The organism is Pseudomonas sp. Emmai (assembly GCF_055179735.1).
This window is the reverse complement of the sequence record NZ_CM143685.1, coordinates 6,080,181-6,105,476: the sequence shown is the minus strand read 5'-3', so window position 1 is coordinate 6,105,476 and position 25,296 is coordinate 6,080,181. Positions and strand designations below refer to the sequence as shown.

29 protein-coding genes are annotated in these 25,296 nt (G+C 58.9%); 15 read left to right on the top strand and 14 right to left on the bottom strand.

Annotated elements, in window-relative coordinates; all coding sequences use genetic code 11:
- Positions 1-90 precede the first annotated feature (90 nt).
- The 9 genes from hmpA to ACY4LX_RS27930 all read left to right on the top strand — a co-directional run bounded on the left by hmpA (position 91) and on the right by ACY4LX_RS27930 (position 9,159).
- Positions 91-1,272 carry an NO-inducible flavohemoprotein gene (gene hmpA / locus ACY4LX_RS27970; RefSeq protein WP_463258430.1) on the top strand — a complete coding sequence of 394 codons (1,182 nt, stop codon included), beginning with the start codon at positions 91-93 and terminating at the stop codon, positions 1,270-1,272.
- Between the two features lie 276 nt (positions 1,273-1,548).
- Positions 1,549-2,058: a disulfide bond formation protein B gene (locus tag ACY4LX_RS27965; RefSeq protein WP_149658143.1), complete on the top strand. Its 510-nt coding sequence runs from the start codon at positions 1,549-1,551 to the stop codon at positions 2,056-2,058.
- A gap of 800 nt (positions 2,059-2,858) precedes the next feature.
- Positions 2,859-3,803 carry a ubiquinol oxidase subunit II gene (gene cyoA / locus ACY4LX_RS27960; protein WP_149658142.1) on the top strand — a complete coding sequence of 315 codons (945 nt, stop codon included), beginning with the start codon at positions 2,859-2,861 and terminating at the stop codon, positions 3,801-3,803.
- A gap of 3 nt (positions 3,804-3,806) precedes the next feature.
- The gene (gene cyoB / locus ACY4LX_RS27955) at positions 3,807-5,837 is read left to right on the top strand and encodes a cytochrome o ubiquinol oxidase subunit I (RefSeq protein ID WP_149658141.1); all 2,031 of its coding nucleotides are present in this window, start codon (positions 3,807-3,809) and stop codon (positions 5,835-5,837) included.
- Between the two features lie 3 nt (positions 5,838-5,840).
- Positions 5,841-6,467, top strand: a complete 627-nt coding sequence (locus tag ACY4LX_RS27950) for a cytochrome o ubiquinol oxidase subunit III (RefSeq protein ID WP_133840526.1) — start codon at positions 5,841-5,843, stop codon at positions 6,465-6,467.
- Complete coding sequence (gene cyoD / locus ACY4LX_RS27945; RefSeq protein WP_054045505.1) at positions 6,467-6,802, top strand: cytochrome o ubiquinol oxidase subunit IV; 336 nt, start codon at positions 6,467-6,469, stop codon at positions 6,800-6,802. The genes ACY4LX_RS27950 and cyoD overlap by 1 nt, the downstream gene beginning before the upstream one ends.
- An 11-nt stretch (positions 6,803-6,813) precedes the next feature.
- Positions 6,814-7,701: a heme o synthase gene (gene cyoE / locus ACY4LX_RS27940; protein WP_149658140.1), complete on the top strand. Its 888-nt coding sequence runs from the start codon at positions 6,814-6,816 to the stop codon at positions 7,699-7,701.
- A 383-nt stretch (positions 7,702-8,084) separates the two neighbouring features.
- Positions 8,085-8,723 carry a DUF6036 family nucleotidyltransferase gene (locus ACY4LX_RS27935; RefSeq protein WP_463258429.1) on the top strand — a complete coding sequence of 213 codons (639 nt, stop codon included), beginning with the start codon at positions 8,085-8,087 and terminating at the stop codon, positions 8,721-8,723.
- Positions 8,707-9,159 (top strand): hypothetical protein, encoded by a 453-nt coding sequence (locus ACY4LX_RS27930; RefSeq protein WP_149658139.1) that lies wholly within the window; start codon positions 8,707-8,709, stop codon positions 9,157-9,159. Before ACY4LX_RS27935 ends, ACY4LX_RS27930 begins: the two co-directional genes overlap by 17 nt.
- A 121-nt stretch (positions 9,160-9,280) precedes the next feature.
- Here the strand turns inward: ACY4LX_RS27930 and ACY4LX_RS27925 are convergent, their stop codons facing one another.
- Entirely contained in the window at positions 9,281-10,699 is a 1,419-nt protein-coding gene (locus ACY4LX_RS27925; protein WP_463258428.1) for an aminotransferase-like domain-containing protein, read from the bottom strand.
- A 121-nt stretch (positions 10,700-10,820) separates the two neighbouring features.
- Here ACY4LX_RS27925 and ACY4LX_RS27920 point away from each other — a divergent pair, with 121 nt between their 5' ends.
- Both ACY4LX_RS27920 and ACY4LX_RS27915 read left to right on the top strand, forming a co-directional pair.
- Complete coding sequence (locus ACY4LX_RS27920) at positions 10,821-11,312, top strand: RidA family protein (RefSeq protein WP_149658137.1); 492 nt, start codon at positions 10,821-10,823, stop codon at positions 11,310-11,312.
- Positions 11,313-11,454: 142 nt separating this feature from the next.
- Positions 11,455-11,949 carry a RidA family protein gene (locus tag ACY4LX_RS27915; protein ID WP_149658136.1) on the top strand — a complete coding sequence of 165 codons (495 nt, stop codon included), beginning with the start codon at positions 11,455-11,457 and terminating at the stop codon, positions 11,947-11,949.
- A gap of 77 nt (positions 11,950-12,026) precedes the next feature.
- On the opposite strand, the gene ACY4LX_RS27910 is transcribed toward ACY4LX_RS27915, so the two are convergent.
- The 4 genes from ACY4LX_RS27910 to ACY4LX_RS27895 form a co-directional block, all read right to left on the bottom strand.
- Positions 12,027-12,731, bottom strand: coding sequence for a hypothetical protein (locus ACY4LX_RS27910; protein WP_149658135.1), 705 nt, complete (start codon positions 12,729-12,731; stop codon positions 12,027-12,029).
- 134 nt (positions 12,732-12,865) lie between these two features.
- A complete protein-coding gene (locus tag ACY4LX_RS27905; protein WP_463258427.1) occupies positions 12,866-13,369 on the bottom strand; it encodes a DUF6622 family protein in 504 nt (167 codons plus the stop codon).
- Between the two features lie 56 nt (positions 13,370-13,425).
- Positions 13,426-14,940, bottom strand: coding sequence for a sensor histidine kinase (locus ACY4LX_RS27900; protein ID WP_149658133.1), 1,515 nt, complete (start codon positions 14,938-14,940; stop codon positions 13,426-13,428).
- Positions 14,937-15,653 (bottom strand): response regulator transcription factor, encoded by a 717-nt coding sequence (locus ACY4LX_RS27895; protein ID WP_149658132.1) that lies wholly within the window; start codon positions 15,651-15,653, stop codon positions 14,937-14,939. Before ACY4LX_RS27895 ends, ACY4LX_RS27900 begins: the two co-directional genes overlap by 4 nt.
- A 152-nt stretch (positions 15,654-15,805) precedes the next feature.
- Here ACY4LX_RS27895 and msrB point away from each other — a divergent pair, with 152 nt between their 5' ends.
- Genes msrB through msrA form a run of 3 tightly spaced genes read left to right on the top strand, consistent with a single transcriptional unit; the run spans position 15,806 to position 18,858 of the window.
- Positions 15,806-16,324, top strand: coding sequence for a peptide-methionine (R)-S-oxide reductase MsrB (gene msrB / locus ACY4LX_RS27890; RefSeq protein ID WP_149658131.1), 519 nt, complete (start codon positions 15,806-15,808; stop codon positions 16,322-16,324).
- 43 nt (positions 16,325-16,367) lie between these two features.
- A complete protein-coding gene (locus ACY4LX_RS27885) occupies positions 16,368-18,119 on the top strand; it encodes a cytochrome c biogenesis protein DipZ (RefSeq protein WP_149658130.1) in 1,752 nt (583 codons plus the stop codon).
- A gap of 31 nt (positions 18,120-18,150) precedes the next feature.
- Entirely contained in the window at positions 18,151-18,858 is a 708-nt protein-coding gene (msrA, locus tag ACY4LX_RS27880; RefSeq protein WP_149658129.1) for a peptide-methionine (S)-S-oxide reductase MsrA, read from the top strand.
- Here msrA and ACY4LX_RS27875 read toward each other — a convergent pair.
- From ACY4LX_RS27875 to ACY4LX_RS27860, 4 genes are all read right to left on the bottom strand, one after another.
- Entirely contained in the window at positions 18,853-19,335 is a 483-nt protein-coding gene (locus ACY4LX_RS27875; RefSeq protein ID WP_463258426.1) for an N-acetyltransferase family protein, read from the bottom strand. The two genes, msrA and ACY4LX_RS27875, sit on opposite strands and share 6 nt — an antisense overlap.
- A gap of 44 nt (positions 19,336-19,379) precedes the next feature.
- Positions 19,380-19,784 carry a GNAT family N-acetyltransferase gene (locus tag ACY4LX_RS27870; RefSeq protein ID WP_463258425.1) on the bottom strand — a complete coding sequence of 135 codons (405 nt, stop codon included), beginning with the start codon at positions 19,782-19,784 and terminating at the stop codon, positions 19,380-19,382.
- Positions 19,781-20,794, bottom strand: a complete 1,014-nt coding sequence (locus ACY4LX_RS27865; protein WP_149658126.1) for a sensor domain-containing diguanylate cyclase — start codon at positions 20,792-20,794, stop codon at positions 19,781-19,783. Before ACY4LX_RS27865 ends, ACY4LX_RS27870 begins: the two co-directional genes overlap by 4 nt.
- Before the next feature lie 75 nt (positions 20,795-20,869).
- Positions 20,870-21,775, bottom strand: coding sequence for a LysR family transcriptional regulator (locus tag ACY4LX_RS27860; protein WP_463258424.1), 906 nt, complete (start codon positions 21,773-21,775; stop codon positions 20,870-20,872).
- A gap of 102 nt (positions 21,776-21,877) precedes the next feature.
- On the opposite strand from ACY4LX_RS27860, the gene ACY4LX_RS27855 reads away from it, so the two are divergent.
- Positions 21,878-23,053, top strand: coding sequence for an acetylornithine/succinylornithine family transaminase (locus tag ACY4LX_RS27855; RefSeq protein ID WP_463258423.1), 1,176 nt, complete (start codon positions 21,878-21,880; stop codon positions 23,051-23,053).
- A gap of 6 nt (positions 23,054-23,059) precedes the next feature.
- Here ACY4LX_RS27855 and ACY4LX_RS27850 read toward each other — a convergent pair whose 3' ends face one another.
- The 5 genes from ACY4LX_RS27850 to ACY4LX_RS27830 all read right to left on the bottom strand — a co-directional run bounded on the left by ACY4LX_RS27850 (position 23,060) and on the right by ACY4LX_RS27830 (position 25,288).
- On the bottom strand, positions 23,060-23,314 hold the full coding sequence (locus tag ACY4LX_RS27850; protein ID WP_123410195.1) for a Txe/YoeB family addiction module toxin: 255 nt from the start codon (positions 23,312-23,314) through the stop codon (positions 23,060-23,062).
- The gene (locus tag ACY4LX_RS27845) at positions 23,311-23,565 is read right to left on the bottom strand and encodes a type II toxin-antitoxin system prevent-host-death family antitoxin (protein ID WP_123410196.1); all 255 of its coding nucleotides are present in this window, start codon (positions 23,563-23,565) and stop codon (positions 23,311-23,313) included. Before ACY4LX_RS27845 ends, ACY4LX_RS27850 begins: the two co-directional genes overlap by 4 nt.
- A gap of 199 nt (positions 23,566-23,764) precedes the next feature.
- Entirely contained in the window at positions 23,765-24,349 is a 585-nt protein-coding gene (locus ACY4LX_RS27840) for a DedA family protein (protein WP_463258422.1), read from the bottom strand.
- The gene (locus ACY4LX_RS27835; RefSeq protein ID WP_463258421.1) at positions 24,334-24,759 is read right to left on the bottom strand and encodes a bleomycin resistance protein; all 426 of its coding nucleotides are present in this window, start codon (positions 24,757-24,759) and stop codon (positions 24,334-24,336) included. The genes ACY4LX_RS27840 and ACY4LX_RS27835 overlap by 16 nt, the downstream gene beginning before the upstream one ends.
- A 13-nt stretch (positions 24,760-24,772) precedes the next feature.
- Positions 24,773-25,288 (bottom strand): P-loop NTPase family protein, encoded by a 516-nt coding sequence (locus ACY4LX_RS27830; protein WP_463258420.1) that lies wholly within the window; start codon positions 25,286-25,288, stop codon positions 24,773-24,775.
- Between the last annotated feature and the right edge of the window lie 8 nt (positions 25,289-25,296).

Here is a 25,296-nt window from a genome sequence, read left to right as displayed (position 1 = left end):
TATTTAAGTCGTTGATTTATAGGGTTTTAATTGTTGGCATGGAAACTGATAAGCCTAAGGCATTCACATCGAAGTTCAGGAGTTGTCCTAATGCTTAGCGTTCAAGACCGTGCCATCGTCAAATCCACCGTGCCGCTGCTGGAAAGCGGTGGCGAAGCGCTGATCACTCACTTCTATCGCATGATGCTCTCCGAATACCCGGAAGTCCGCCCGTTGTTCAACCAGGCCCATCAGGCCAGCGGCGATCAGCCCCGCGCCCTGGCCAACGGCGTCTTGATGTATGCGCGGCATATCGATCAGCTCGACCAGTTGGGCGACCTGGTGGCCAAGATCATTAATAAGCACGTGGCCCTGCAAATCCTGCCGGCACATTACCCGATTGTCGGCACCTGCTTGCTGCGCGCCATCGCCGAAGTGCTGGGCGAAGAGATCGCCACCCCGGAAGTGATCGGCGCCTGGGGCGCAGCCTACAACCAATTGGCCGACATCCTGATCGGCGCCGAAACCAGCATCTACGACCAGAAGGAGCAGGCACCGGGCGGCTGGCGCGGGGCTCGGGAGTTCATCGTCGCGGCCAAGGTTGAAGAAAGCGCGGAAATCATCTCGTTCTACTTCGAACCTGCCGACAAAGGCCCGATCCTCGCCGCCGAGCCGGGCCAGTACATCGGCATGAAGCTGATCCTCGATGGCGAAGAGATTCGCCGTAACTACTCGCTGTCGTCCCTGTCCGACAACGGCCAGTACCGCATCAGCGTCAAGCGCGAAGCCGGTGGCCGCGCCTCCAACCATTTGCACGATCAACTGCATGTCGGCGCGAGCATCCAACTGTTCCCGCCGTCGGGCGAGTTCACCCTGACCGCCAGCGACAAACCCTTGGTGCTGATCAGCGGCGGCGTCGGCATCACCCCGACCCTGGCCATGCTCGAAGCGGCGCTGGCCACCGAGCGGCCGGTGCACTTTATCCACTGTGCGCGTAACGGCAGCGTCCATGCGTTCCGTGACTGGATCGATGGCTTGGCCGAGCGTCACCCGCAGCTCAAGCGCTTCTATTGCTACGCCGAAGATGATGGCGTGAGCCCGGCGGCGGACAAGGTTGGGTTGTTGAGTCAGGAGCAGTTGGGCGAGTGGTTGCCGCAGCAGCGCGACCTGGATGCTTACTTCCTGGGGCCGAAGGGCTTTATGGCGGCGATCAAGCGTCACTTGAAAGCGTTGGGTGTGCCGGAGAAGCAGAGTCGTTATGAGTTCTTCGGGCCAGCTTCTGCTTTGGAGTAAGCAATGGGCGCGGTGAGCCAGTCTCGCCGCGTCGTTCCAATCGCGGGCAAGCCTTGCTCCTACAGACGTCACGCCATAAATCTGTAGGAGCAAGGCTTGCCCGCGATAGCCACACCTCGGTCTTGAACGGTGAATTCTCACCTTCTGTTTACAAAGTTAATCCCTCCTTAACCAGCCTATCGTCTATTCCCCGACATCTACCGGCGCGCGCCAGGCTCTCCACGGTCATGGTCTGCGTGTAGACTTCCGGCAATCGATATCTAGAAGGGAAACGCGATGAGTGACGAAACCATGCGATTGGGCCGTGAGCGGCGATATCTGGTGTTGCTGGGCATCATCTGCCTGGCGCTGATCGGCGGCGCGCTGTACATGCAGGTGGTGCTGGAAGAAGCACCGTGCCCGCTGTGCATCCTGCAGCGTTATGCGTTGTTGCTGATCGCCATTTTTGCCTTTATCGGCGCGGCCATGCGCACCCGTCGCAGCCTCACGGTGTTCGAGGTGCTGGTGGTCATCGCCGCGCTCGGCGGTGTGGCGGCGGCCGGGCATCACGTCTATACGCAGTTCTACCCGGCGGTCAGCTGCGGTGTTGACGTGCTGCAACCGATTGTCGATGGCCTGCCACTGGCGAAGATCTTTCCGCTGGGCTTCCAGGTCGACGGCTTCTGCGACACGCCGTACCCGCCGATCCTCGGCCTGTCACTGGCGCAGTGGGCGCTGGTGTCGTTTGTACTCGTGGTGGTGCTGGTGCCGCTGCTGGTCTCGCGTAACCGCAAGGCGCTGCGCTAACCCGCGGCAGCAAACAAAAAACGCCCCGGTCCTCGTTGAGAGGGCCGGGGCGTTTTGCATTTCAGAGCGCGAGTCAGCAGATCGTGATGTGCGACAGCGAAGGGTGCGCAACGTGTGCGACATGTTGTCACAGCCGGAGTGTCGCAACTCATTTCAAGGAGCGGAATCGGTGCATAGCTACGCAACGATTTGAGTCGATTGGCGACGCTACCCAATTGTTCATCTTCAGGGTGTAACAGGCAGTTTTAACAAGCCTTGGTGAATCGCCACACCCCTTGCCTATCGGGGCTTTGCCGGGGGTGGCGGATGGCAAGGCGCCATGAAGGCTGTCTGAACCGAGGGTGGTAGCCCCACAAATTTTGGTGTTTTTGTTGAGAATTAATTTCGATACCATGCTGAACTTTTGCAAAATCCGTTAATGATTGTTGCTGGAATGGATAAAAATTATTTCGGGATGAGACATGGTTTATGCGTCGCGACGTATCTACAATCGCCCGCACTGAATTCCCGGCGCTGCTCTCGACTGAGCAGATAGGGCGTCGAAAGGCCTGACGGCTTTATGCGACTCCCAGGTGTCGGTGCCTTTCCGACTATCCGCACCAAATGGAATTGGTCTGTAACAAGGCCTTTGACCACGAATTCGAATAAGAACTCACCGCTAGCCCAGGATTTGTCGAACAGCGTCTGACGCGCGACGGGCAGCCCTTATTCAATCCAAGAAAAATGCCAACCCTTGGCAGGGTGAAGTGTTGGCGATCAAAACCCAACTGCATTGCGCAAGCTGCTTTAGAGGTCGTGAGATGAGTAAAAACAGGTACCCCAGACTACTAGGCTTATTGCCGCTGCTCGGCACGTTGTTGCTGTCAGGCTGCAACATGACCTTGCTCGACCCCAAGGGCCAGGTCGGCCTGGATGAGCGAAACCTGATCATCACCGCAACGCTGCTGATGCTGTTGGTCGTTGTGCCGGTCATCGTCATGACGTTCCTGTTCGCCTGGAAATATCGCGCTTCCAACCCGAACGCGGTGTACGCGCCTAAATGGTCGCACTCCACCAAGATCGAAATCGCAGTGTGGGCTGTTCCGGTCCTGATCATCATTGCCCTGGGTTACGTGACCTACATTTCGACCCACGCCCTGGACCCGTACAAGCCGCTGGAATCCGACGTCAAGCCGATCACCGTTGAAGTGGTCTCCATGGACTGGAAGTGGCTGTTCATCTACCCGGAACAAGGCATCGCCACTGTTAACAAACTGGTGTTCCCGGCCAACACGCCTATCAATTTCAAAATCACCTCCGACACCGTGATGAACTCGTTCTTCATCCCGGGCCTGGGTGGCCAGATCTACGCGATGGCGGGCATGGAAACCAAGCTGCACTTGATTGCCAACCAGAACGCTGAATTCGACGGTATCTCCGCCAACTACAGCGGCGCGGGTTTCACCGGCATGAAGTTCAAAGCTATCGCCACTTCCCAGGCGGATTTCGATGCCTGGGTCAGTGATGTCAAGAAGGCACCTAAACAGCTGGAAAAAGCTGAATACGAAGCCCTTTCCAAACCAAGCCAGAACAACCCAGTCGAGCTCTACTCCTCGTTCACGCCAAACCTGTTCCAGATCATCGTCGACAAGTACGAAGGCATGAAACCGGGCCAGCCAATGCATCACGAGAAAAAAGAGCACGAAATGGCCGCCATGGAAGGGATGGACATGAGTTCGCATTCAGCTGCCGGGGCAGAGGAGTAAACGATGTTTGGTAAATTAAGTTGGGAAGCGGTCCCGTTCCACGAACCGATTGTGATGATTACCATCGCCATGATCGCGCTCGGTGGTCTGGCTGTGTTCGGGTTGATCACCTACTTCAAGAAGTGGACCTACCTGTGGACCGAGTGGCTGACGTCGGTCGACCACAAGAAAATCGGCGTGATGTACATCATCGTCGCCATGATCATGCTGCTGCGCGGTTTTGCCGACGCCATCATGATGCGTTCCCAGTTGGCCATGGCCACCGAGGGTTCGCCTGGCTACCTGCCGCCTGAACACTATGACCAGATCTTCACCGCTCACGGTGTGATCATGATCATCTTCATGGCGATGCCATTCTTCACCGGCCTGATGAACCTTGCAGTGCCGCTGCAGATCGGCGCCCGTGACGTTGCCTACCCGTTCCTGAACTCCCTGAGCTTCTGGCTGCTGGTCTCCGGCGTCGTGCTGGTGAACGTGTCCCTGGGTGTCGGCGAGTTCGCCCGTACCGGTTGGGTTGCGTATCCACCGCTGTCGGAACTGGGCTACAGCCCGGGCGTGGGTGTGGACTACTACATCTGGGCACTGCAGCTATCGGGTCTAGGTACGACGCTGACCGGGGTTAACTTCCTGGCCACCGTGCTGAAAATGCGTACCCCGGGCATGAAGATGATGGACATGCCGATCTTCACCTGGACCTGCACCTGGGCCAACGTGCTGATCGTGGCGTCGTTCCCGATTCTGACCGCTACCCTGGCTTTGCTGACGCTTGACCGTTACATGGATTTCCACATTTTCACCAATGAACTTGGTGGCAATCCAATGATGTACGTCAACCTGTTCTGGGCCTGGGGTCACCCCGAGGTTTACATCCTGATTCTGCCGGCGTTCGGGGTCTTCTCCGAAGTCATCTCGACCTTCTCCGGCAAGCGTCTGTTCGGCCACCACTCGATGATCTACGCCTCGGGCGCGATCTCGATCCTGGGCTTCATGGTCTGGCTGCACCACTTCTTCACCATGGGCTCGGGTGCGAGCGTCAACGCCTTCTTCGGGCTGGCGACGATGCTGATCTCGATTCCGACGGGGGTGAAGCTATTCAACTGGCTGTTCACCATCTATCGCGGTCGCTTGCAGTTCACCAGCCAGGTGCTCTGGACCCTGGGCTTCATGGTGACCTTCGCCATCGGCGGCATGACCGGCGTACTGCTGGCCATCCCGGGTGCTGACTTCGTGTTGCACAACAGCCTGTTCGTGATCGCTCACTTCCACAACGTGATCATCGGCGGCGCAGTATTTGGCTACATCGCTGGTTTCGCTTTCTTCTTCCCTAAAGCGTTCGGCTTCAAGCTGCACGAAGGTTGGGGCAAGGCAGCGTTCTGGTTCTGGATCTCGGGCTTCTTCGTCGCGTTCATGCCGCTCTATGCACTGGGCTTCATGGGCATGACCCGTCGTCTGAACGCCACCACCAACCCTGAGTGGGTGCCTTACCTGCACGTTGCAATGTTCGGCGCGGTCATGATCGCCGTCGGTATTGCCTGCCAGTTGATCCAGCTGTACGTCAGTGTGCGTGACCGCAAGAAGCCAGAGAACATGTGCGAACACGGCGACCCGTGGAATGCCCATACCCTGGAATGGTCGACCTCGTCGCCACCGCCGTTCTACAACTTCGCCGTACTGCCGAAGGCTCCTGGCATCGACCCGTTCACTGAAGCCAAGGAAAACGGTACTGCGTACCAGGCTCCGGCCAAGTACGAGCCGATCCACATGCCAAACAACACCGCGACCGGCCTGGTCATGGGTGCTCTGTTGACCGTGTTCGGTTTCGCGATGATCTGGCACATCTGGTGGATGGCCATCTTCGGCCTCGCCGGTACCGTGATCTACTTCGTAATCCATGCTGCCCGTGATGACCAGGGCTATATGGTGCCGGTCGACGTGATCGAGCGCATCGAAGCCGAGCAGCACAAGCGTCTGGTAGCAGCAGGGAAAATCCCGGCTGGCGCCACCCGTGTTGAAACCTCGTTGGAACAGGCTTAAACCATGTCGAACTTAGTGACCAATGCTGGACACGTCCATGTCGATGGACATGGGCACGATGACCATCACCACGACTCGGGCGAGATGACCGTATTCGGTTTCTGGCTCTACCTGATGACCGACTGCATTTTGTTTGCGTCGATCTTCGCGGTGTACGCGGTACTGGTTAACAACGTAGCGGGTGGCCCGTCGGGCCACGACATCTTCGAGCTGCCATACGTGCTGGGCGAAACCGCCTGCCTGTTGCTCAGCTCGATCACCTACGGCTTCGCCATGCTGGCGTTGTTCAAGGGCAACAAGAAGGCAGTGTTGGGCTGGTTGGCCATCACCTTCCTGTTCGGCCTGGGCTTCATCGGCATGGAGATCAACGAGTTCCACATGCTGATCTCCGAAGGCTACGGTCCTAACCGCAGCGGCTTCCTATCCGGGTTCTTCACCCTGGTCGGCACCCACGGTCTGCACGTGACCAGCGGTCTGATCTGGATGGCGATCATGATGTATCAGGTCAACAAGCACGGCCTGACGTCGACCAACAAGACCCGCCTGAGCTGCCTGAGCCTGTTCTGGCACTTCCTGGACGTGGTCTGGATCTGCGTATTCACCGTTGTTTACCTGATGGGGACCCTGTAATGGCTAATGCACATTCCCACGATAGCCACGACGCCGGTCATGGCAGCGTAAAGTCCTACGCCATCGGCTTCATCCTGTCGGTGATCCTGACGATCATTCCGTTCGGCCTGGTGATGTACCCATCGCTGCCGAAAGTCTGGACGCTGTGGATCGTACTGGCCTTCGCCGTGATCCAGGTGCTGGTTCACCTGGTGTACTTCCTCCACCTGGACCGCTCCGCCGCCCAGCGCAATAACGTGATCGCGTTTGTGTTCGCTGCGATGGTGATCGTCCTGCTGGTTGGCTTGTCGCTGTGGATCATGTTCAGCATCCACACCGTCATGATGGCGCACTGAGGAAAGTCCGGATGTCCTTTAAGCACTTTATCCAAATCACCAAACCGGGGATCATTTTCGGTAACGTGCTTTCTGTGGCGGGCGGATTTTTCCTGGCCTCGAAAGGGCATGTCGATCTGGCCATCTTCCTGGCCGCCATGATCGGCACGTCCCTGGTGGTGGCTTCCGGTTGCGTGTTCAACAACTGCATCGACCGCGACATCGACCTGAAGATGGAACGCACCAAGAACCGGGTGCTGGTCCAGGGCTTGATCTCCCTGAAACTGGCCCTGATCTACGCGACCGTCCTCGGCATCGCCGGCGTTGCACTGTTGTACAAGGTGGCCAACCCGTTGGCCGCGCTGTTCGCGGTGATCGGTTTTGTCATCTACGTCGGCTTCTACAGCCTGTACCTCAAGCGCAAGTCGGTTCACGGCACGCTGGTGGGCAGTCTGTCGGGCGCCATGCCGCCGGTGATTGGTTACGTTGCCGTGACCAACAGCTTCGACATGGCCGCGCTGACGTTGCTGGTGATGTTCAGCCTGTGGCAGATGCCGCATTCCTACGCCATCGCAATCTTCCGCTTCAACGATTACCTGGCCGCATCGATTCCGGTGTTGCCAGTGAAGCGCGGGATTCAAGTAGCGAAGAAGCACATCCTGCTCTACATCCTGGCCTTCCTGATCGCGACCTTGATGCTGACCTTCAGCGGTTACGCCGGCATGAGCTACCTCGCCGTCGCCGCGGCCATGGGCATGTACTGGTTGTACATGGCCTGGACCGGCTACAAGGCAGTGGATGACACGGTCTGGGCACGTAAGCTGTTCGTGTTCTCGATCTTCACCATTACCGCGTTGAGCGTCATGATGTCGCTGGACTTCAAAGTGCCGAGTGAGCTGTTGCTGACTTATGCGCCGTAAGGTTTAGACGCTGTACGAAAAGCCCCGCCCTTCGAGAGGAGAGCGGGGTTTTTTATTGGGGATTCGTTGCCCAATTTTATTGATCGACTCCGCCTCTGTGGCGAGGGAGCTTGCTCCCGTCCGGCTGCGCAGCAGTCGTAAAACCTGTTCATGAGGTGTGCCTGATGACATACAGGGGAGTGCTTCGCACTCAAACGGGGGCAAGCCCATAGACCATTGCCCACTCACACAGCGGAAACCTCCTACAAAGCTTTCAGGTTGTCGGTCGGAAGTCGTCTGCCTAACCTTCGGGATGTCGCCAATCCAGCTGCAATTGCTGCCAGGCGCTTCGCCGTTACGTCATCACAGGCGTTGCTATTTCACAGCAGGTTAGAGGTTCGAACATGGAGTTGCCGGATGTAATCATTCCCCGCGTGAATACGAACACAACGTTGGGGCAGGCGTTGGTTTCCATGTTCAAATCTGTCGAAGCGGAACTGGTCCTTGAGGACGCAGAGGCGGGAGCTGTCAAATTTATCGTGTTCGGTGGATGCGCCGTTCATCTCTATACAAGTCACCGTGTTTCCACGGATGTCGATGCCGAGGTTTACGAGGCTAATGTCCCCAAAGGCCTGCACCTTCAATCAATGCTGGCAGAGATGCCCGAGCCATTCGTCGATGAACGATCCGGTCGATTGATGGAACTGAACTACGACCTTCAATACAACACAAGCTTTGGTCCAATTCACGAGGACTATTGGGAGCGGAGTCTGCCGCTTGCCGAGTTTTCGATTGAGTCTCCTCTGCATGTTCATATTGCAGCGCCTATCGACATTGCCATTTCAAAATTGGGCAGGGCTACGGATCAGGACATTGGCGATATCAGGGCGCTTCTCAGGAGTGGTTTCATACTGACCACCGAACTCCGTCGACTGGCATTGCAGGCGATTGATGTATATGTTGGCAATAAAGAGCCACCAAGCTCTGTCCTCGACAGTATTTTGCAAGAATATCTGGAGAATACAGATGACGAAGCCCCGTAACGGCCACGTCCTCTCAGCCGCTTTGGACACGCTGGTCAAAAGCCCTTTGAATCAGGCAGATGATGCTGCGCTTGTCAGTGCGGCCAAGGCTGTTTGGTACACGAACGCGAACCTTGAAAGTGAAGTCACAGCATTTTTGAGTCGTCATTCTGCTGAGATCGAGGTTCGTCGTGCAGGCTACCTGCTCGAGCGTTTCACCCGTTTTGCGTGTGTGTCTGATAGCCGCGTGCTGGAAACCTTCAACGTGCTGGAGCTTTTTGCGTTCACGACTTCCAAGCAAGATGTGAAGCTTCAAGCAGTCACTCCACTTCGCCTGCGTCGTGATGAACTTGCCGATTCCTGGGGGTTAAGTGAAGGCCTTGGCTTAAAGGCTCAAACCCTCATGCCGTTTCAGACACGGCATTATGAGGCTGAGCAGCGTTCAACGATTTCCTGAAAGTCGGCTGCATGACAAGAGCCCTGCCTTCGAGAGAAGAGCGGGGCTTTTCGTTCAGGACGGGACTTGATGTGATCAGCAAATGCCAGTCAGGCGCAGTCCCTATGGTGAGTGCGATCGATTATTCGTGAGGTGTGTCGAGCAGGCGGAAGAATCGCTCACGCACTTGAGGTTGATCGCTGTGTGCCACGTTAAATCGCAGGAATCGGCTGGCATCAGGCGCTTTGCTGAGCAAGGTGCCAGGTGCCAAGACGAGGTCGGTTTCCAGACCTTTGCGCGCCAGTGTTTCGGCGTGCAGCCCTTCGGGCAATCGCGTCCAGATAAACAAGCCTTCACCGGGCAGGGATGACACCGAACACCCGGCCTCGACCAACCAGCGCGCCACCCGACTGCTTGACTCATACAATCGATCCACCGTGCGCCGCACATGCTTGGCATAGCTGCCATTGCTGAGCATCGTGCAGGTAATCTGCTCCGCGAACTCCGAGGTCACGCCACCGCAGGCCATTTTCAGCGCGATCAGTCGCGCCGCCAGGGGCGGTGACAGCACGGCATAACTGACCCGACTATTGGCGGTCAGGGTCTTGGAGAACCCTGACACATAACTCACATTCTCCAGCCCGCTCGCCGCCAGGCGCGGTGTCCGGCGTTGTTGCAGGTCGCCATACAAATCGTCTTCGACAATGTGGAAACCATGCCGATGACTCAACTCCAGCAAACGATAAGCCTGGGCCGGGGAGAACGAGTGCCCGGTCGGGTTATGCAGCGTGCTGTTGGTCATGTAGAGCACGGGCTTGTGGGCGATCACCTGTTGCTCGAAGGCGTCGAGGTCCAGGCCGTCACAATGGCGGGGGACGGTGATGACGTGGGCGCCATGCAGCGCGAGGTTGGTGTGCAGGTTGAAGTAGCACGGATCGTCGAGCAGCACCGTGTCACCGGGTTTGAGCAACAGGCGCATCAGCAGGTCGATGGCTTGCATGGTGTTGGAGGTGGTGATGATCTGTTCCACCGGTACTTCGATGCCGAAGGACGACAGTTTGACCCGCAACGCCTGGCGCAGCGGCAGGTAACCGCCCACTACGCCGTATTCGCCCATGCGCAGGGCGGTGGCGCGCAGGGTGCCGCGTACGGCTTTGAGCAATTCTTCGGCGGGTAGCCAGGAGGAGGGCAGGAATCCGCAACCGGGGCGCAGGGCGCCGTTATCCACCAGCACGGCGCGGCGTACCACGCTGAGGGTGTCCTGGGGCAGCAGGTCCGGGCCGGCTTCGCTCGGGATGGTTGTGCTGGAACGGTGTACGTAATGCCCCGAACCCTGGCGCGACACCACCAGGCCTTTGGCGCGCAGGTGATCGAGGGCGTCGACCACCGTGGATTTTCCGACGTTCAACAGCTCGGCCAGTTCGCGGATCGGCGGCAACTTTGCGCCGTGGGGCAGCCCTCCCTGGCTAATGGCGATCGACAATTGATCGACGATCTGCTGCACCAGCGGCACGCCCGGCTGGAACTCGATGGCCGCAATCACGGCGCGTTGAGCCTGCATTTTACTGGTCTCCCTGGCAGTAAAGTTCGCTGGATTCTATCCGAACTTGCCCTGCTCAAGGCAAGCGTCTGTGCTTACCCTCGACGGCGTGTTTTGCCTGAATGATCAAGAAGGTGCCGCGATGAACAAGCCAACCACCCGTGATGAACGCTTTATCGAGCTGGCCAGGGAGCACGGCTTCGACCTCTACGACGAGAACACCGTCGGCGGCCATTACTCCCCGCTGATCCGCCATGGTGATGAACTGTACGTCAGTGGCCTGGTGCCGCGAATGAACGGCAAAATCCAGTACCCCGGCCGGGTTGGGCTGGAACTCAACCTCGCGGATGCCCAGGCCGCCGCCAGCATCAGTGCCATCCGCGCACTGGCACTGATCATGGATGCCGTCGGTTCACTGGATAAGCTCAAGTCACTGATTCGCGTCACTGTCTATGTCAAATCCACGTTTGATTTCGTTGATCTGAGTGAAGTGGCCAACGGTGCCTCGGATGTCTTTACCCACGTGCTGGGCGATGCCGGCAAACATACCCGAACCACGGTCGGCGTTTATCAGTTGCCGAAAAATGCCCCGGTAGAAGTGGACATGATCGTCGCCTTGCAACCTACGTTGTGAATGAAATCAGCCGTTAAAACGCCCCGCCTTTGCAAGAAGCGCGGGGCTTTTTCATTCAATGTCGTGGTAAAGACCTGCCTTGGGCTAATCTGTCAGAAGTTGGATTGTTAATGGATTGATACAAAGGGGTAGGTAGGGGGAAATGACTGACCACATGACGTGCGATGAACGCTTCATCGCCCTGGCTGCTGAGCTTGGCTACGACATCTATGGCGAAAGCACCACCGGTTGGCATTTCGAGCCACTGGTTCGGCACAACAATGAACTGTATGTCAGCGGGCTGATACCGCTTAAGCATGGCAAGGTTCAGTACCCGGGCAGAGTGGGCCTTGAGTTGACCCTGGCCGATGCTCAAGTTGCCGCCAGCATTTGTGCGATGCGTGGCCTGGCATTGGTTGTCGAAACTATCGGCTCACTGGATAAAATCAAGTCGCTGTTGCGCATCACGGTGTACATAAAGTCGACGGCGGACTTTGCTGACCTGAGCGAAGTGGCCAACGGCGCGTCGGATGTATTCAGGCATGTATTGGGTGATGCCGGAAAACATACACGAGTGACGATCGGTGTTTATCAATTGTCGAAAAACGCGGCAGTGGAGCTGGACATGATTGTTGCCTTGCGTCCTCCAGCGCTTTGACAGCGTTTCGGACAACAAAAAGCCCCGCGCTGAGCCTCAGCGCGGGGCTTTAAGTTTTGCAGTACCGCCAGGGTGTATTACTGCGCGGAGATGCTGTAACCCTCGAACGCGGTTTGCTGTTGCAGCGCGGTGATGATGTTCTTGCGGTTGACCGCTTGTTCAGTCCCGGCATTGTCCAGGAAAGTCTCGCTTTCCAGTTCCGCTTCCTCACCTTCGCCGACAAAGGTGAAACCGAGGAACTCCAGGGCTTCACGGTCAACATTCAGGCGTGAGCGCGGTGTGCGCAACGGCAGGGTGACGTTCACGCCATCCTTGCTGATGGTGAACACTTCGACTTCCTTCTTCGCCCTGGCGGTCTTGCTCTTGCCGCTGCTCGGGTTGCTGATGGCTTGATGGGTCTGATTCAGCACCTTCAGCGCCAGGCCATAGACGATTTCCTGAAACGCCGGGTCGTCCTTGAAGCTGGACAGAATGCGGCTGATCGGGAATTTGCTGCTCAGGTCTTCCAGGGCGGCAATGTCGGAAGCCTCGGCGTCCTTGAGTTGCTTGAGTTCGCCCATCAGTTCGTAGGCTTTATCGTCGTCGAAGCTGTCGTGAGCGTGGCGGATCGCAGCGCGCAGCTCGCGGATCTGGTCGCTTTCGCGAGTGGACTGGAAAGCATCCAGCACCATTTCGCTGATGGTCTTGGCCTGGGGCACATGCTGTGAAAGATTGATGGAGTTTTCGTATTCCGCTTTGGACGACAAGGTGACTACGGATTCAGCGGTGTTGGAATCGGACATTGAAATTTCACTACTTCTTTTAACTTGAGTTGAGGCGAGAAAGCGCTGGGCCTTTTCAGGCCGCCTAATCTATTGGACCTGAGCCGCGTTGTCACGACCCAACAGGCGGGCGGGCAGTATGCCGGGTGCGCGGATCACCCTGTAGGCGCGGACTTCAGGGATTGGAAAACCCGGTAAAACTTGAGCGTACGGCCGCAGAACAACCCGGTGGCAAAGCCTGAAGCACACGCCTTGAACAAGACCATCTGCAGCGTCGCCGACAGTTCTGGATGCACCTCGGCCTGATAGCCGAAGTAATAGTTCACGGAAAAAAGCATGAGGTAGAGCGTCAGTGCCTTGGGCGAGCCCGGCAGGATCAGTCCGGTTTGCGGATCATCCAGCTCGATGCCCTTGTGCGAGAAAATCAACAGCGCAGCGAGGCTACCGACCAAGACTGCGATCAACCAGCAAGTCAGCGTCAACGGTGGATTGAGCGTCAGATTCAGCGAATACAGCGACCAGGCGAGCAGAATCGTCGGCGTGATCAGCCATGAAGTTTTGCCTTCCCGAGTGGGGGACAGGGTTTTGATGCCGTCGTAGCACAGCAGCAGAAATACCACGTAAACCCATAGCGGGGTGTTTTGCAGGGTGTTCAACATGACGCAGCATCCTTGCCGAAATTGAGTGCCGGGATCATAGCGCTAGCGCCCGGTTATTACCCCGGCGAATTCAGATTCATCGAGCGAACCACCATTTGCTCAGCCATTTGCGGGTCCACGGGCAATGTAAAGCGGAAGGTTGCGCCGCGTCCCGGAACATCGACCAACTGGATGTCACGGCCATGCAGTTGCAGGATCCGATGCACGATTCGCAGCCCCAGCCCGCCATCACGCCGTGCGCCGCCAATATTGAATGGACGCAGGAATAGGCCTTCGCGCAGTTCGGCGGCGATGCCGGGGCCGGTGTCGCTGATGGTGATTTCGACAAAAGTACCTTGCGGACGCAGGCTGAGTTCGATTTCTCCGCCTTGCGGTGTATGGCGCAGGGCGTTGTCGAACAGATTGGTCAGGACCCGTTCGATCAGTCCGAGGTCGGCGCAGGCGGCGGAAACGTTCGGGGCGAAAGTGGCCTTGAGTTCCACCTGGCGCGCCTCGGCGGTGAGTTCGAATTTCTGGAAGATGTCCTGCACCAGATCGGTTACGGAGAAACGCTCAAGCACCGGTTGCACAAAACCGTGTTCCAGTCGCACCAGTTCCAGCAGCGATTGCGCCAGGCCACCGACCTTGCGGCTTTGATCAAGCGCGATGCCCAGATAGCGCCGCCGGTCGGCGGAGGACAGCGTGGCGTCCTTGAGCGACAGGGTTTCCAGATAACCGTGCAGCGAAGCGAGCGGTGTGCGCAGGTCGTGGGAGATGTTCGCCACCAGTTCGCGGCGTTCCTGGTCCTGGCGGGTCAGCGAACGCCATTGTTCGCTGAGGCGGGTTTGCATCTGCCGGAAGGCGGCGTCGAGGACGGCAATTTCATCGTGGCTGGCGGCTTTTTCCACCGGGATTGCCGTGGGTGGCGTGACCGGGATGCCGTCGATGTCGAACTGGCTGACGGTCTCGGTCAGGCGCCGCAACGGCCGGGTGATCAGGGCAAAAGCCGTGAGGCCGGCAATCAGGCACAACAACGCCACCAGGCCGATGGACAACAGCGCGGTATTCAGCGCGGCGCTGGTGGCACCGCGTTCGGCAAAGCGGTCGTGTTCTTCACTGAGCAACACCACATACAGATAGCCGGCCGGCTTGCCATCGACCTGCAACGGCGCGGCGCTGAACACCTTGCGGCCATCGACGCTGCGCGGGTCGTCGCCAAGAATCGGCAGGGCATCGCCCTTGAGCAAATGCTGGATCGGCTGCAGATCGACTTTATTGCGGCGTATCCGCCCTTCAGGGGCGGCACTGCCGACAATCCGCCCCTGGCTGTCGAGCAGATAGACCTCGACACTCGGGTTGACCAGCATCAGTTGGCTGAACAGGTCGCGCACGGCGTTGGGCATCAGGCCTTTGGCGTCCATCAGCACAGTATCGTGGGCGATGTGCTGGGCCAGGTCCCGGGACAACCCTTGCACCACTTCCAACTCATGCATCTGGTTGGCGCGCACCTGCATCCAGGCCGAAGTGCCGCAGCACACCAACAGCAACACGGCGAACACCAGGGACAGGCGCTGCGTCAGGGTCAATCTCATGGCTGGTCCTCCGGTGCGGCGAATTTGTAACCGCGTCTCCACACCGTGAGAATGCGTGCCGGTTGTGCGGGGTCTTTCTCGATCTTGGCCCGCAGGCGATTGATGTGCGTGTTGACCGTGTGCTCGTAGCCTTCATGGGTGTAGCCCCACACGGCATTGAGCAGGTCCATGCGCGAAAACACCTTGCCCGGTTGGCGGGCGAAGAAATACAGCAGGTCGAACTCCCGTGGCGTGAGGTCCAGGCGTCGGCCATCGAGGGCGACATCGCGGGTGATCGGGTCGATGGACAAGCCGTCGACGGTCAGGCTGCCGGCGTCCATTTTCAGGTTGCGGGCCATGGCATCGACCCGTCGCAGCAGCGCCTTGACCCGGGCCACCAGCTCCAGCATGGAAAACGGTTTGGCCAGGTAATCGTCAGCGCCCAGCTCCAGACCGAGGATGCGGTGCAATTCGCTGGAGCGGGCGCTGGTGATGATGATCGGTGTGTAACGGGCCATGGCCCGGGCGCGGCGGCAGATTTCCAGGCCGTCGACACCGGGCAGCATCAGGTCGAGGATCAGCGCGTCCCAGCTTCCTTGCTGCAACAGGCGCATGCCTTCGTCCCCGTCGGCGCAATGCACCACCTCGAACTGCTCATCGCGCAGATGCAGGCAGATAAGGTCGGCGATATGCAGGTCGTCCTCGACCACCAGGACGCGTTTGGTCTGTTCCATGAAGCTCAATCCTTTGCTGCGAATGGGCACATTGTGCGGGTTTTCCTCGGGTTCAGTTATCACGAATTGTTTAACTCCCCGTGAGGATTTGGCGATCAACCCAAGCCTAGGCTGTGTTCCATGACAGGTACCTGGGATTTTTGGAGACGGCCATGTTTTCACGCAGACAATTTCTTTTAACCAGCGGCGGGCTGGGGGCTGCAGCCCTGGTGATCGGTGTATTGCCAAAATTTGCGGCGAGTTCGGCGCTGATCAGCGAGGCCGATGCGGCGGAGGTGTTCGAGGTGACTCACACCGACCGAGAATGGCGCTCCCTCCTCAGTGCCGAACAGTACGAAATCCTGCGTGAAGAAGGCACCGAGCGGGCCTATAGCAGCCCTTTGAACAACGAGCATCGGGCGGGCACGTTCGCCTGTGCCGGGTGTGATCTGTCGTTGTTTTCATCCGATACCAAGTTCGACAGCCGTACCGGTTGGCCAAGCTTCTGGGCGCCGCTGGACAAGGCCGTTGCCACGCGTCAGGACCGCTCGTTTGGTGTGTTGCGTGAAGAGGTTCACTGTCGGCGTTGCGGCGGTCACCTGGGTCATGTCTTCGACGATGGGCCAAAACCGACGGGGCTACGCTACTGCATGAATGGCCTGGCCATGACCTTCGAGCCACAGGCGGCTTGATTCGCGGGCGCCTCCTTTCTTTCTCCTGATGCAGGTCGACGCTATGTGGCTTCTGGTTCTCTCTTACCTCGGTGGTGTGCTGACGATTGTCAGCCCGTGCATTCTCCCGGTCCTGCCGTTTGTCTTTGCACGCACCGGGCAGCCCTTTGTGAAAAGTGGCCTGCCGCTGCTGGTGGGGATGGCCATGACGTTCGCGCTCGTCGCCACGTTGGCGGCAGTGGGCGGCGGTTGGGTGGTGCAACTCAATCAGTACGGTCGCTGGCTCGCGTTGGTGTTCGTGGCGCTGTTCGGGCTGACGCTGTTGTTGCCCCGGTTGGCGGATCGCCTCACACGCCCGCTGGTAGCGGCCGGCAGTCGATTGTCGGAAGTGGCGGGCGCCGATGCCCGGCCACGTCCCGGTGCGTCGTTCCTGATCGGCGTCGCCACGGGCCTGCTCTGGGCGCCGTGCGCCGGGCCGATTCTGGGGTTGGTACTGACGGGGGCGGCGCTGCAAGGGGCGAGCATCGGCACCACCTTGTTGCTGCTGGCGTACGCCGCCGGTGCGGCAACGTCATTGGCCGTGGCATTGCTGCTGGGCGGCAAGGTATTTGCGGCAATGAAGCGCTCGATAGGCGCTGGCGAGTGGGTGCGACGTGGGCTGGGTGCGCTGATGCTGGCCGGTGTGGCGGCCATCGCTCTGGGGCTGGATACCGGGATTCTGGCGCGGGTTTCAACGGCGTCCACGGGCGGCATCGAACAGGCCTTGGTCGGGCGACTGGCCGGTAAATCACCGAGCAGCCCGACGTCGGGCAGTGCCCTGCAAGTGGCGGACAAAACACCCGGCACACTGCCTGTCGAGGGCAACCTCCCGCCGCTGGACGGCGCCGTGCAATGGCTCAACTCGCCACCCCTCACCGCCGAGGCGTTGAAGGGCAAAGTGGTGCTGGTGGATTTCTGGACTTATTCCTGCATCAACTGCCTGCGCACGTTGCCCTATGTGAAAGCCTGGGCCGAGAAGTACCGCGACCAGGGGCTGGTGGTGATCGGCGTGCATGCACCGGAGTTTGCCTTCGAACGCAATGTCGGCAACGTCACCAAGGCCATGAAGGACCTGGGCATCAACTACCCGGTAGCCATCGATAACGACTACAAGATCTGGCGCGCCTTCAACAACGAGTATTGGCCGGCGCACTACTTTGCCGACGCTCAGGGGCGCATTCGCTATCACCACTTTGGCGAAGGCGAGTACGCCGAGTCGGAGCGGGTGATCCAGCAACTGCTGCGTGAGGCCGGGGCGACGAAGGTGGCGGACGGCCTGATCAATGCCAGCGCCGAGGGCGTGCAGCTCGCCCCGGACAAGAAGGAAGCGCTGTCTCCGGAAACCTATGTCGGCTACCAGCGTGCGGAGAACTTCGTACCTGAAAAAGGCTTCACGGCCGACAAGGTCGCGACCTACAACCCACCGGCACAATTGGCCCTCAATGACTGGAGCCTTGGTGGGCAATGGAATGTCGGCCCGGAGCGTGCCACCTCCAGCGTACCCGCCAGCCGCATCGTCTACCGCTTCCATGCGCGTGACCTGCATCTGGTGCTGGGCCCTGGCGCTGACGGCAAACCGGTGCGCTTCAAAGTCCTGATCGACGGCAAGGCCCCGGGCGATGCCCACGGTACCGACGTGGCGCCCGATGGTAGCGGCAGCGTGTCCGAACAACGCTTGTATCAATTGGTGCGTCAGTCCGGCGATGTCTCGGACCGCACCTTCAGCATTGAGTTTCTCGACCCGGGTGTCTCGGCGTATGCCTTTACGTTTGGTTGATAACGATCCCATTTTCCAAGGAGTCAGCCCTATGAAAACCCCATTCACCTGGCGTCGTACCCTGCTGGGCCTGGCAGCCGCCAGCGTTATCGGCCAATGCTCGGCGTTCTCTCTCGGTGCTTCCGAAGACGCCGTGGTCATCCCGGCACCGACCGTTGACGAAACCACCCAGGCTCACAGCGAAACCGCGGTCTTCGCCGGCGGTTGTTTCTGGGGCGTCCAGGGGGTGTTCCAGCATGTCAAAGGCGTGACGAAAGCCGTGTCCGGTTACGCAGGGGGCGCCGCCACCACCGCTGACTACGAGAAGGTCAGCGAGGGTGATACCGGACATGCCGAGTCCGTTGAAGTCACCTTCGATCCGACCCAGGTCAGCTACGGCACCTTGCTGCAAATCTATTTCTCGGTGGCCCACAATCCCACGGAACTCAATCGCCAGGGTCCTGATACCGGCACCCAGTATCGTTCAGCGATTTTCCCGGAGAACCCCGAACAGCAACGGGTCGCCCAGGCCTATATCGCCCAGCTGGACGCCGCGCATTCCTTCAACAAGCCCATCGTCACCAAACTGGAAACCTATAACGGCTTCTACCCGGCGGAGGATTACCACCAGGATTTCCTGACCGAGCACCCGACGTACCCGTACATCGTGATCAACGACATGCCGAAGGTGGCGCAGTTGAAGCAGCTGTATCCGGATCGGTATCAGGAGAAAGCGGTGTTGGTGAAGGCCGGGTTATAAGCGCTTGTCCATTTCAAAGGCGCGCATTTCATAACCCAGCTCCTCATACAGACGAAGAGCCGGTGCGTTGAACGCCCAAACGGTCAACCGAAGGTCCGTGGCGCCCTGTTCTATGGCCCAGGCCTGAGCGCGCTCCATCAGTGCACGCCCAACACCTTGGCCACGAGCATTGTCGTCAACACAGACTGAGCCCACCCGACCCACCTGTTGGTGCTGAATCAGTGGGCTGTTGAACGCAGTGACTTGCACAGTGATGAAGCCAATCGCCTTGCCAGCCTGTTCGGCAAGAAAGGTCACTTGATGTTCGCTGTCGAGGTGCGGTTGCCAGTGAGCGCTGTCCCGCGCGAAATCCTCAGTGGCCGGTGCATAGATGTCCGGTCGTTCACGGTGGTGAAGGCTGTTGAGTTGCTGGCCCAATTCGCAAATGGCCAGAAGATCGTCCGGCTTGGCCCGGCGATACAGGGGAGGGGGCGTCATTGGCTATCCTTAGCGTTGATTGATTTCAGCGAGTATACGGCCGGTCACTTGCTACGCGGACGCTCCATGGCAATGGTCGATGCCTCAAAACCCAGGCTGGAGAAAAACGCGGGAGCACCTTCCCGGCCGGCGCGTAAAACCCAGGTGATGTGCGGATTTTCACCCATCACATGTTCGACCAGCGCACGACCTACACCTTCACGTCGATGCTGCCCACACACGACCACCATCGACAGATAACCGTTGGACAGTCCGTCGGTAATGCCTCGGGCAAACCCGATGATCCGCGAGTCCTTTACCGCGAGCGCCGTGCGCTGGGAGTTAGCGAGCAGTTGCGCGAAATGCTCGGCCGAACCGATACGGTGGGCCCAGCCATTGTGCTCAAGAAAAAGCCTCACGGATTCGACGTCCGAAGGCTGCACATCGCGAACAAGCAGGCCGGCGCTCATCCCGAAATCACGTTCTTGCCCATCACCTTCGACCGATACAGCGCCTGATCGGCCCGGGCCAGCAGCCCGGTCTGTTGTTCCTCTTCAAAGCGCTGGACCACGCCAAAACTCAAGGTGACTTGAAAGTCCCCCACGGGTAGCAAGCCCGTCAGGCCCTGGCGGATGGTTTCCGCGATCCCGCGGGCACCGGCCAGTGAGGTGTTGGGCAGAATCATGATGAATTCGTCGCCACCCCAGCGGGCCAGCAAATCACCGTCGCGTACACAGCGTTTCAGGCAGTCGACCACTTGCACCAACGCTGCATCGCCCAGTGCATGGCCGTAGTGATCGTTGATGATTTTGAAGTCGTCGATGTCCATGGCGATCAGCGACAGCGGCTGGCGGAAGCGCTGGGCGCGGTCGCATTCCTGGGGCAGGACTTTTTCCAGGCGATAGCGATTGGCGACGGCGGTCAGGGCATCGGTTTCCGCCAGTTTGCGGTTTTCTTCGAGCTGGATTTGCAGTTGCTGATTGACCCGGGACAGCTCCCGGGTGCGTTCTTCGACGAGGGCTTCAAGGGAGTGATTGCGCCGCTCCAGTTGTTCGAGCAGGCGTTTCTTGTCTTCGATGCTGCGGTGCGCCCCGACCATCCGCGCCACCGAACCATCGGCATTGCGTGCCAGGATATAGCCGTGGTCTTCGATCCAGGTGTAGGTGCCATCCTGTCTGCGGCATCGATATTCGGCCTTATAGCCGGACGCGCGTTGACTCAGGTAGTCATCGAACAACGCCATGACCCGCGGATAATCGTCGGGATGCATCACGGTTTCCCAGGTCAACACTGTGTTTTCCAGTGAGTGCGGCGGGTAGCCGAGCATCTGGTACCAGCCGGGGTTGCGGTAGACGAAACCGGTATTGGCATTCCAGTCCCAAATACCGTCGCTGACCAGTTCCATAATGGTGTGCAGCAAGTCTTCGTTGAAGTCCGACAGATTGAATTTCACCGGCTCGATACTCGACGCGTCGCCCATCACCGCTCTCCTTGCCGTCCTGATATCGAAGTCATTCGCCCGTCGAGCAGATTAGTCCATGGCACCTCGACGCCGCTAGTGCTTGCCCCACTTCTGCACGGCGAAGTCGACGAAGCTACGCAGTTTCGGCAAACGGTAGCGATCCTGGGCGTAGACCAAATGCATGGGCCGGCTCGGCAGCCGGTAATCCGGCAGCAAGGCCACCAGTTTTCCATCCTTGAGGTCCTGCTCCACCAGCGCGTCGGGGACCATCACGATGCCCATGCCGGTGCGCGCCGCTTGATGCAGACCCGCCGAACTGTTGATCAGCATCGGCCCACTGACGGAAACCAGGACTTCGCCTTCGGGGCCGGTCAGGCGCCATTGTTTTTCCACCGAGTGCCAATCGTCTCCGGCCGGATAGGCGAAGGCCAGGCAGTCGTGATGTTGCAGGTCTTCGGGCTTGTGCGGAGTGCCCCGGCGCGCCAGGTACGCCTTCGAGGCGCACATGGTCAGGGTGTAATCGATGAGTGGGCGGGCAATCATGTTGGACGGCTCGATTGCGCCCAGGCGAATCGCCGCATCAAAACCGTTTTCCAGCAGGTCCGGGCGGCCGTTGGTGAGCACCACGTCAAGCTTGACCTGTGGACAGCGCAAGGAGAATTCGCTAAGTGCCGGCGCCAGTCGTTCGGTGCCAAACGTCAGTGGCGCGGTGATGCGCAAGGTGCCGCTCGGTTCATCGAGGGCCTGCTCGGCCAGGCGTTCGGAGTCGGCCACCAGCCCCAGCACTTCGAGGCAACGCTGGTAATACGCGGTGCCAAATTCCGTCAGGCGCTGGCGCCGGGTCGTACGGTTGAGCAAGCGCACGCCGAGACGTTGCTCCAGGGCGCGCAGGTGGTTGCCGACCATGGTCGTGGACATTTCGCACTGGAGCGCGGCGGCGGTCATGCTGCCGGTTTCCACCACCCGGACATAAACGGTCATTGCCTGGAACAGATCCATTATCAAGCCCGACTTCTAAATGATTGAAGTATTGCAGCGTTTATCCAGCTCAGGTGGCTAACCATACTGCAAAAACACCGACCATTGATGGAGCTTGATGTCATGACCGCCGCCTGCCTGATGACCACCTACCAACCGTTGGCCCTGAGTTTTACCAAAGGCCTGGGCACGCGATTGTGGGATCAGGCCGGTCGCGAGTACCTGGATGCGGTGGCGGGCGTGGCGGTCACCAATGTCGGCCACTCTCATCCGAAAATCGTCTCGGCCATCAGCGAACAGGCGGGTTTGCTGCTGCATACGTCGAACCTCTATAGCATCGACTGGCAACAACAGCTGGCGCAGAAACTGACGCAGCTATCGGGCATGGACCGGGCATTTTTCAATAACTCCGGCGCCGAGGCCAACGAGACTGCGCTGAAACTCGCGCGGCTTTACGGCTGGCACAAGGGCATCGAACAACCGCTGGTGGTGGTCATGGAGAACGCGTTTCACGGACGGACCCTTGGCACCTTGTCCGCCAGTGATGGCCCGGCGGTACGCCTGGGTTTCAGTGAATTGCCGGGGGATTTCGTCAAAGTGCCATTTGGCGATCTCGAAGCCCTGCACAAGGTGCAGCAAGCTCACGGGCCCAGAATCGTGGCCATCCTGATGGAGCCGATCCAGGGCGAAAGCGGTGTGCAGCTGGCGCCGCCCGGTTACCTCAAGGCCGTACGTGAACTCTGCAATCAGCGTTCGTGGTTGCTGATGCTCGACGAAATCCAGACCGGCATCGGCCGCACCGGCCAGTGGTTCGCATTCCAGCACGAAGGCATCGTCCCGGACGTCATGACCCTGGCCAAAGGCTTGGGCAACGGTGTGCCCATTGGCGCCTGCCTGGCCCGGGGGCGCGCCGCCGAGCTGTTCACCCCCGGCAGCCATGGCAGCACCTTCGGTGGCAATCCACTGGCCTGCCGCGTCGGTTGCACCGTGCTGGAGATCATCGAAGCACAAGGCCTGCGGGAAAACGCCAAGCTGCAAGGCGAACGCCTGCTCGCCCGATTGCGCATTGAACTGGCCGACAATCCGAACGTCCTGGCGATCCGCGGCCAGGGCCTGATGATCGGCATCGAACTCAAGCAACCGATCCGCGACCTGACCCTGATCACCGCACGGGATCATGGCCTGCTGATCAACGTGACCCGGGGCAAAACCATTCGCTTGCTGCCGCCGCTGACAATTGATGAGCGGGAAGTGGAGATGATTGTCAGAGGGATATGCCGGGTGCTGAACGCAGCCTGAGAATACTTAGTAGTGATATCTGCACATCACGATCTGTATCGCACCCTCTTCGATCGCGTAGACCAAGCGATGCTCCGTTGTAATCCGGCGAGACCAGAAACCGCTCAGATTGTGTTTCAGCGGTTCAGGCTTGCCGGGGCCGCTAAAAGGTTCGCGCTGAATTGCCTTGATCAACAGGTTGATCCGTTTGAGCCCGGCCTTATCGTTTTGCTGGAACCACAGGTAGTCGTTCCAACCTTCAGTAGTGAACTCGATATTCATTCTTCAATGAGTTGCCTGGCTTTGGCTTTCCCTGCTCGCAGGTTGCCGATCGATTTGATCAAACGTTCAGCATTGGCCGGGGAACGTAGCAAGTACGCGGTCTCCTCTAGAGCGTTGTACTCCGCCAGAGACATCATCACCACGGGTTCGCCTTTCTGACGAGTTACCAGGAGGGGTGCACGGTCTTCATTGACCCGATCCATGGTTTCAGCCAGATGTGCACGCGCGGTGGTGTAGTTGATGGTTTGCATGATGTAGTCCTCGCTCAATGCAAAGAACGTACAGAAATGAGTACAGGATGGCAAGGCGATACCTCCGAGTGGTCGTTACGCAGACGATGTATCCGCATCTGCATTGAGTATCGCCTAAGCTTCTTCAAGACGTTTCCGCAACCCCTGTAATCCCATTCCGATAAGTATGTGATCAGCCCGAGCGTCACCCCGAAATAACTCACTCAACATGCCGCGCCTTATGCTTAACCCGCCAATACCGAACCAACCCAACCACCACCGCCAACACCACCACCGCCAACGCAATCGGCAAACGATAAGGTTTCAAATTCCCCAGCATCGTTTCCAGCGCTTCGCCCGCCCAATACCCGGCGCTGGCAAACACCGTGGCCCAGACCACCGCGCCCAAGGCATTCAACAATGCGAACCGCAACGGCGATAAACCGCTGGCGCCGATGACCATCGGCCCCACCAGGCGCATGCCATACAGAAAACGTACGGCAAACACCGAGGTCGATGGGTAGCGCCCGATCAGCCCCGTAACCCGATCGATCGCCGCTTGTTGCCGATGCAGGCGCGGCAGCAGGCGCCCGCCAAAATAGCGCCCGCTCCAGAACAGCAACTGATCCCCCAGCATCCCGCCCAGGCTCGCCCAGCCAATCACTGGCCACAGGTGCAACAGGTGCTGGTGGGCGGCCATCCCGCCGAGGATCAGGATGGTTTCACCCTCCAGCAAACAGCCGAAGAACACCGCCCAATAGCCATAAGTGCCGAGCAGGTAATGCAGGTCTATATGTTCAAACACGGTCGCTCCCCCAGACTTTCCACCAGCCGGAGCAGGTAACCGTCCGGATCCTGCACCAGAAACTCACGCTGGCCGACGTCTACTGCGTCCGCGCGATACCAGGTATCGGCGCAGGGACGAAACAGCGGCCATTGAACTTCGGCCAGTCGTTGGAGGAGGGGTTCAACTGAATCGACGGTGATCTGAAAGTTAATGCCGCGCCCCAGTGGCGTTTCCAGCGGCGCGGCCAGCCATTGGCCTTCGTCCGGGTCGTATTGCTCAAGCATGAACTGCACGCCCTGTCGATCGAGGTAGGCAAAACCGGGGCGTTCATAGGCGATGTCGAAACCGATCAGCGAGGTCCAGAAATGCAGACTTTCAGTGAGGTCGGTGACCATCAATTCGGGGACTGAGTTGCTCCGTGCAAACATGATGCTTCCTTGGTTAGCGGGGTGGTAACGCGTTGATGAACGTTGTGGTTTCAGCCCCGTTCGTCAGTTGCAGCTTGGAACCGCTGAAGCCCTGGAACAGACGCTGATGAACCCTGAATCCGCTGGACCCTTCGCGACGGCGATAGCTGCCGGCCCAGTCCAGCAGCGCGATCAGTAACTCATCGTCGGCGTCGCGCCGGGCTTCTCGCTGACGGATTTGGGCGACGCAATCGTCATCGTCCAGGCTCAACCAGATCAGCGCCGTCGCCCGGGGCAGGAGTTCGCGGATGATCCAGCCGTAGACGCCTTCGATCACCCACTGTTCTTCACTGGCCGCGACCCGGGCTATTTCCAGGGCTTCGTTTCGAGGCCGGGCGATGCTGTGTTCATCCGAAATCCAGTGAACCCGGTCAAGATCGATCCACGGCACCTGCTGCCGTTTGGCCAGGCGCTTGGCCAGCCAACTCTTGCCTGCGCCGGAGTTGCCGATGATCAACGTCCGGGTGAGGTTCAGGTTGTTCACATTCATAAGGACGA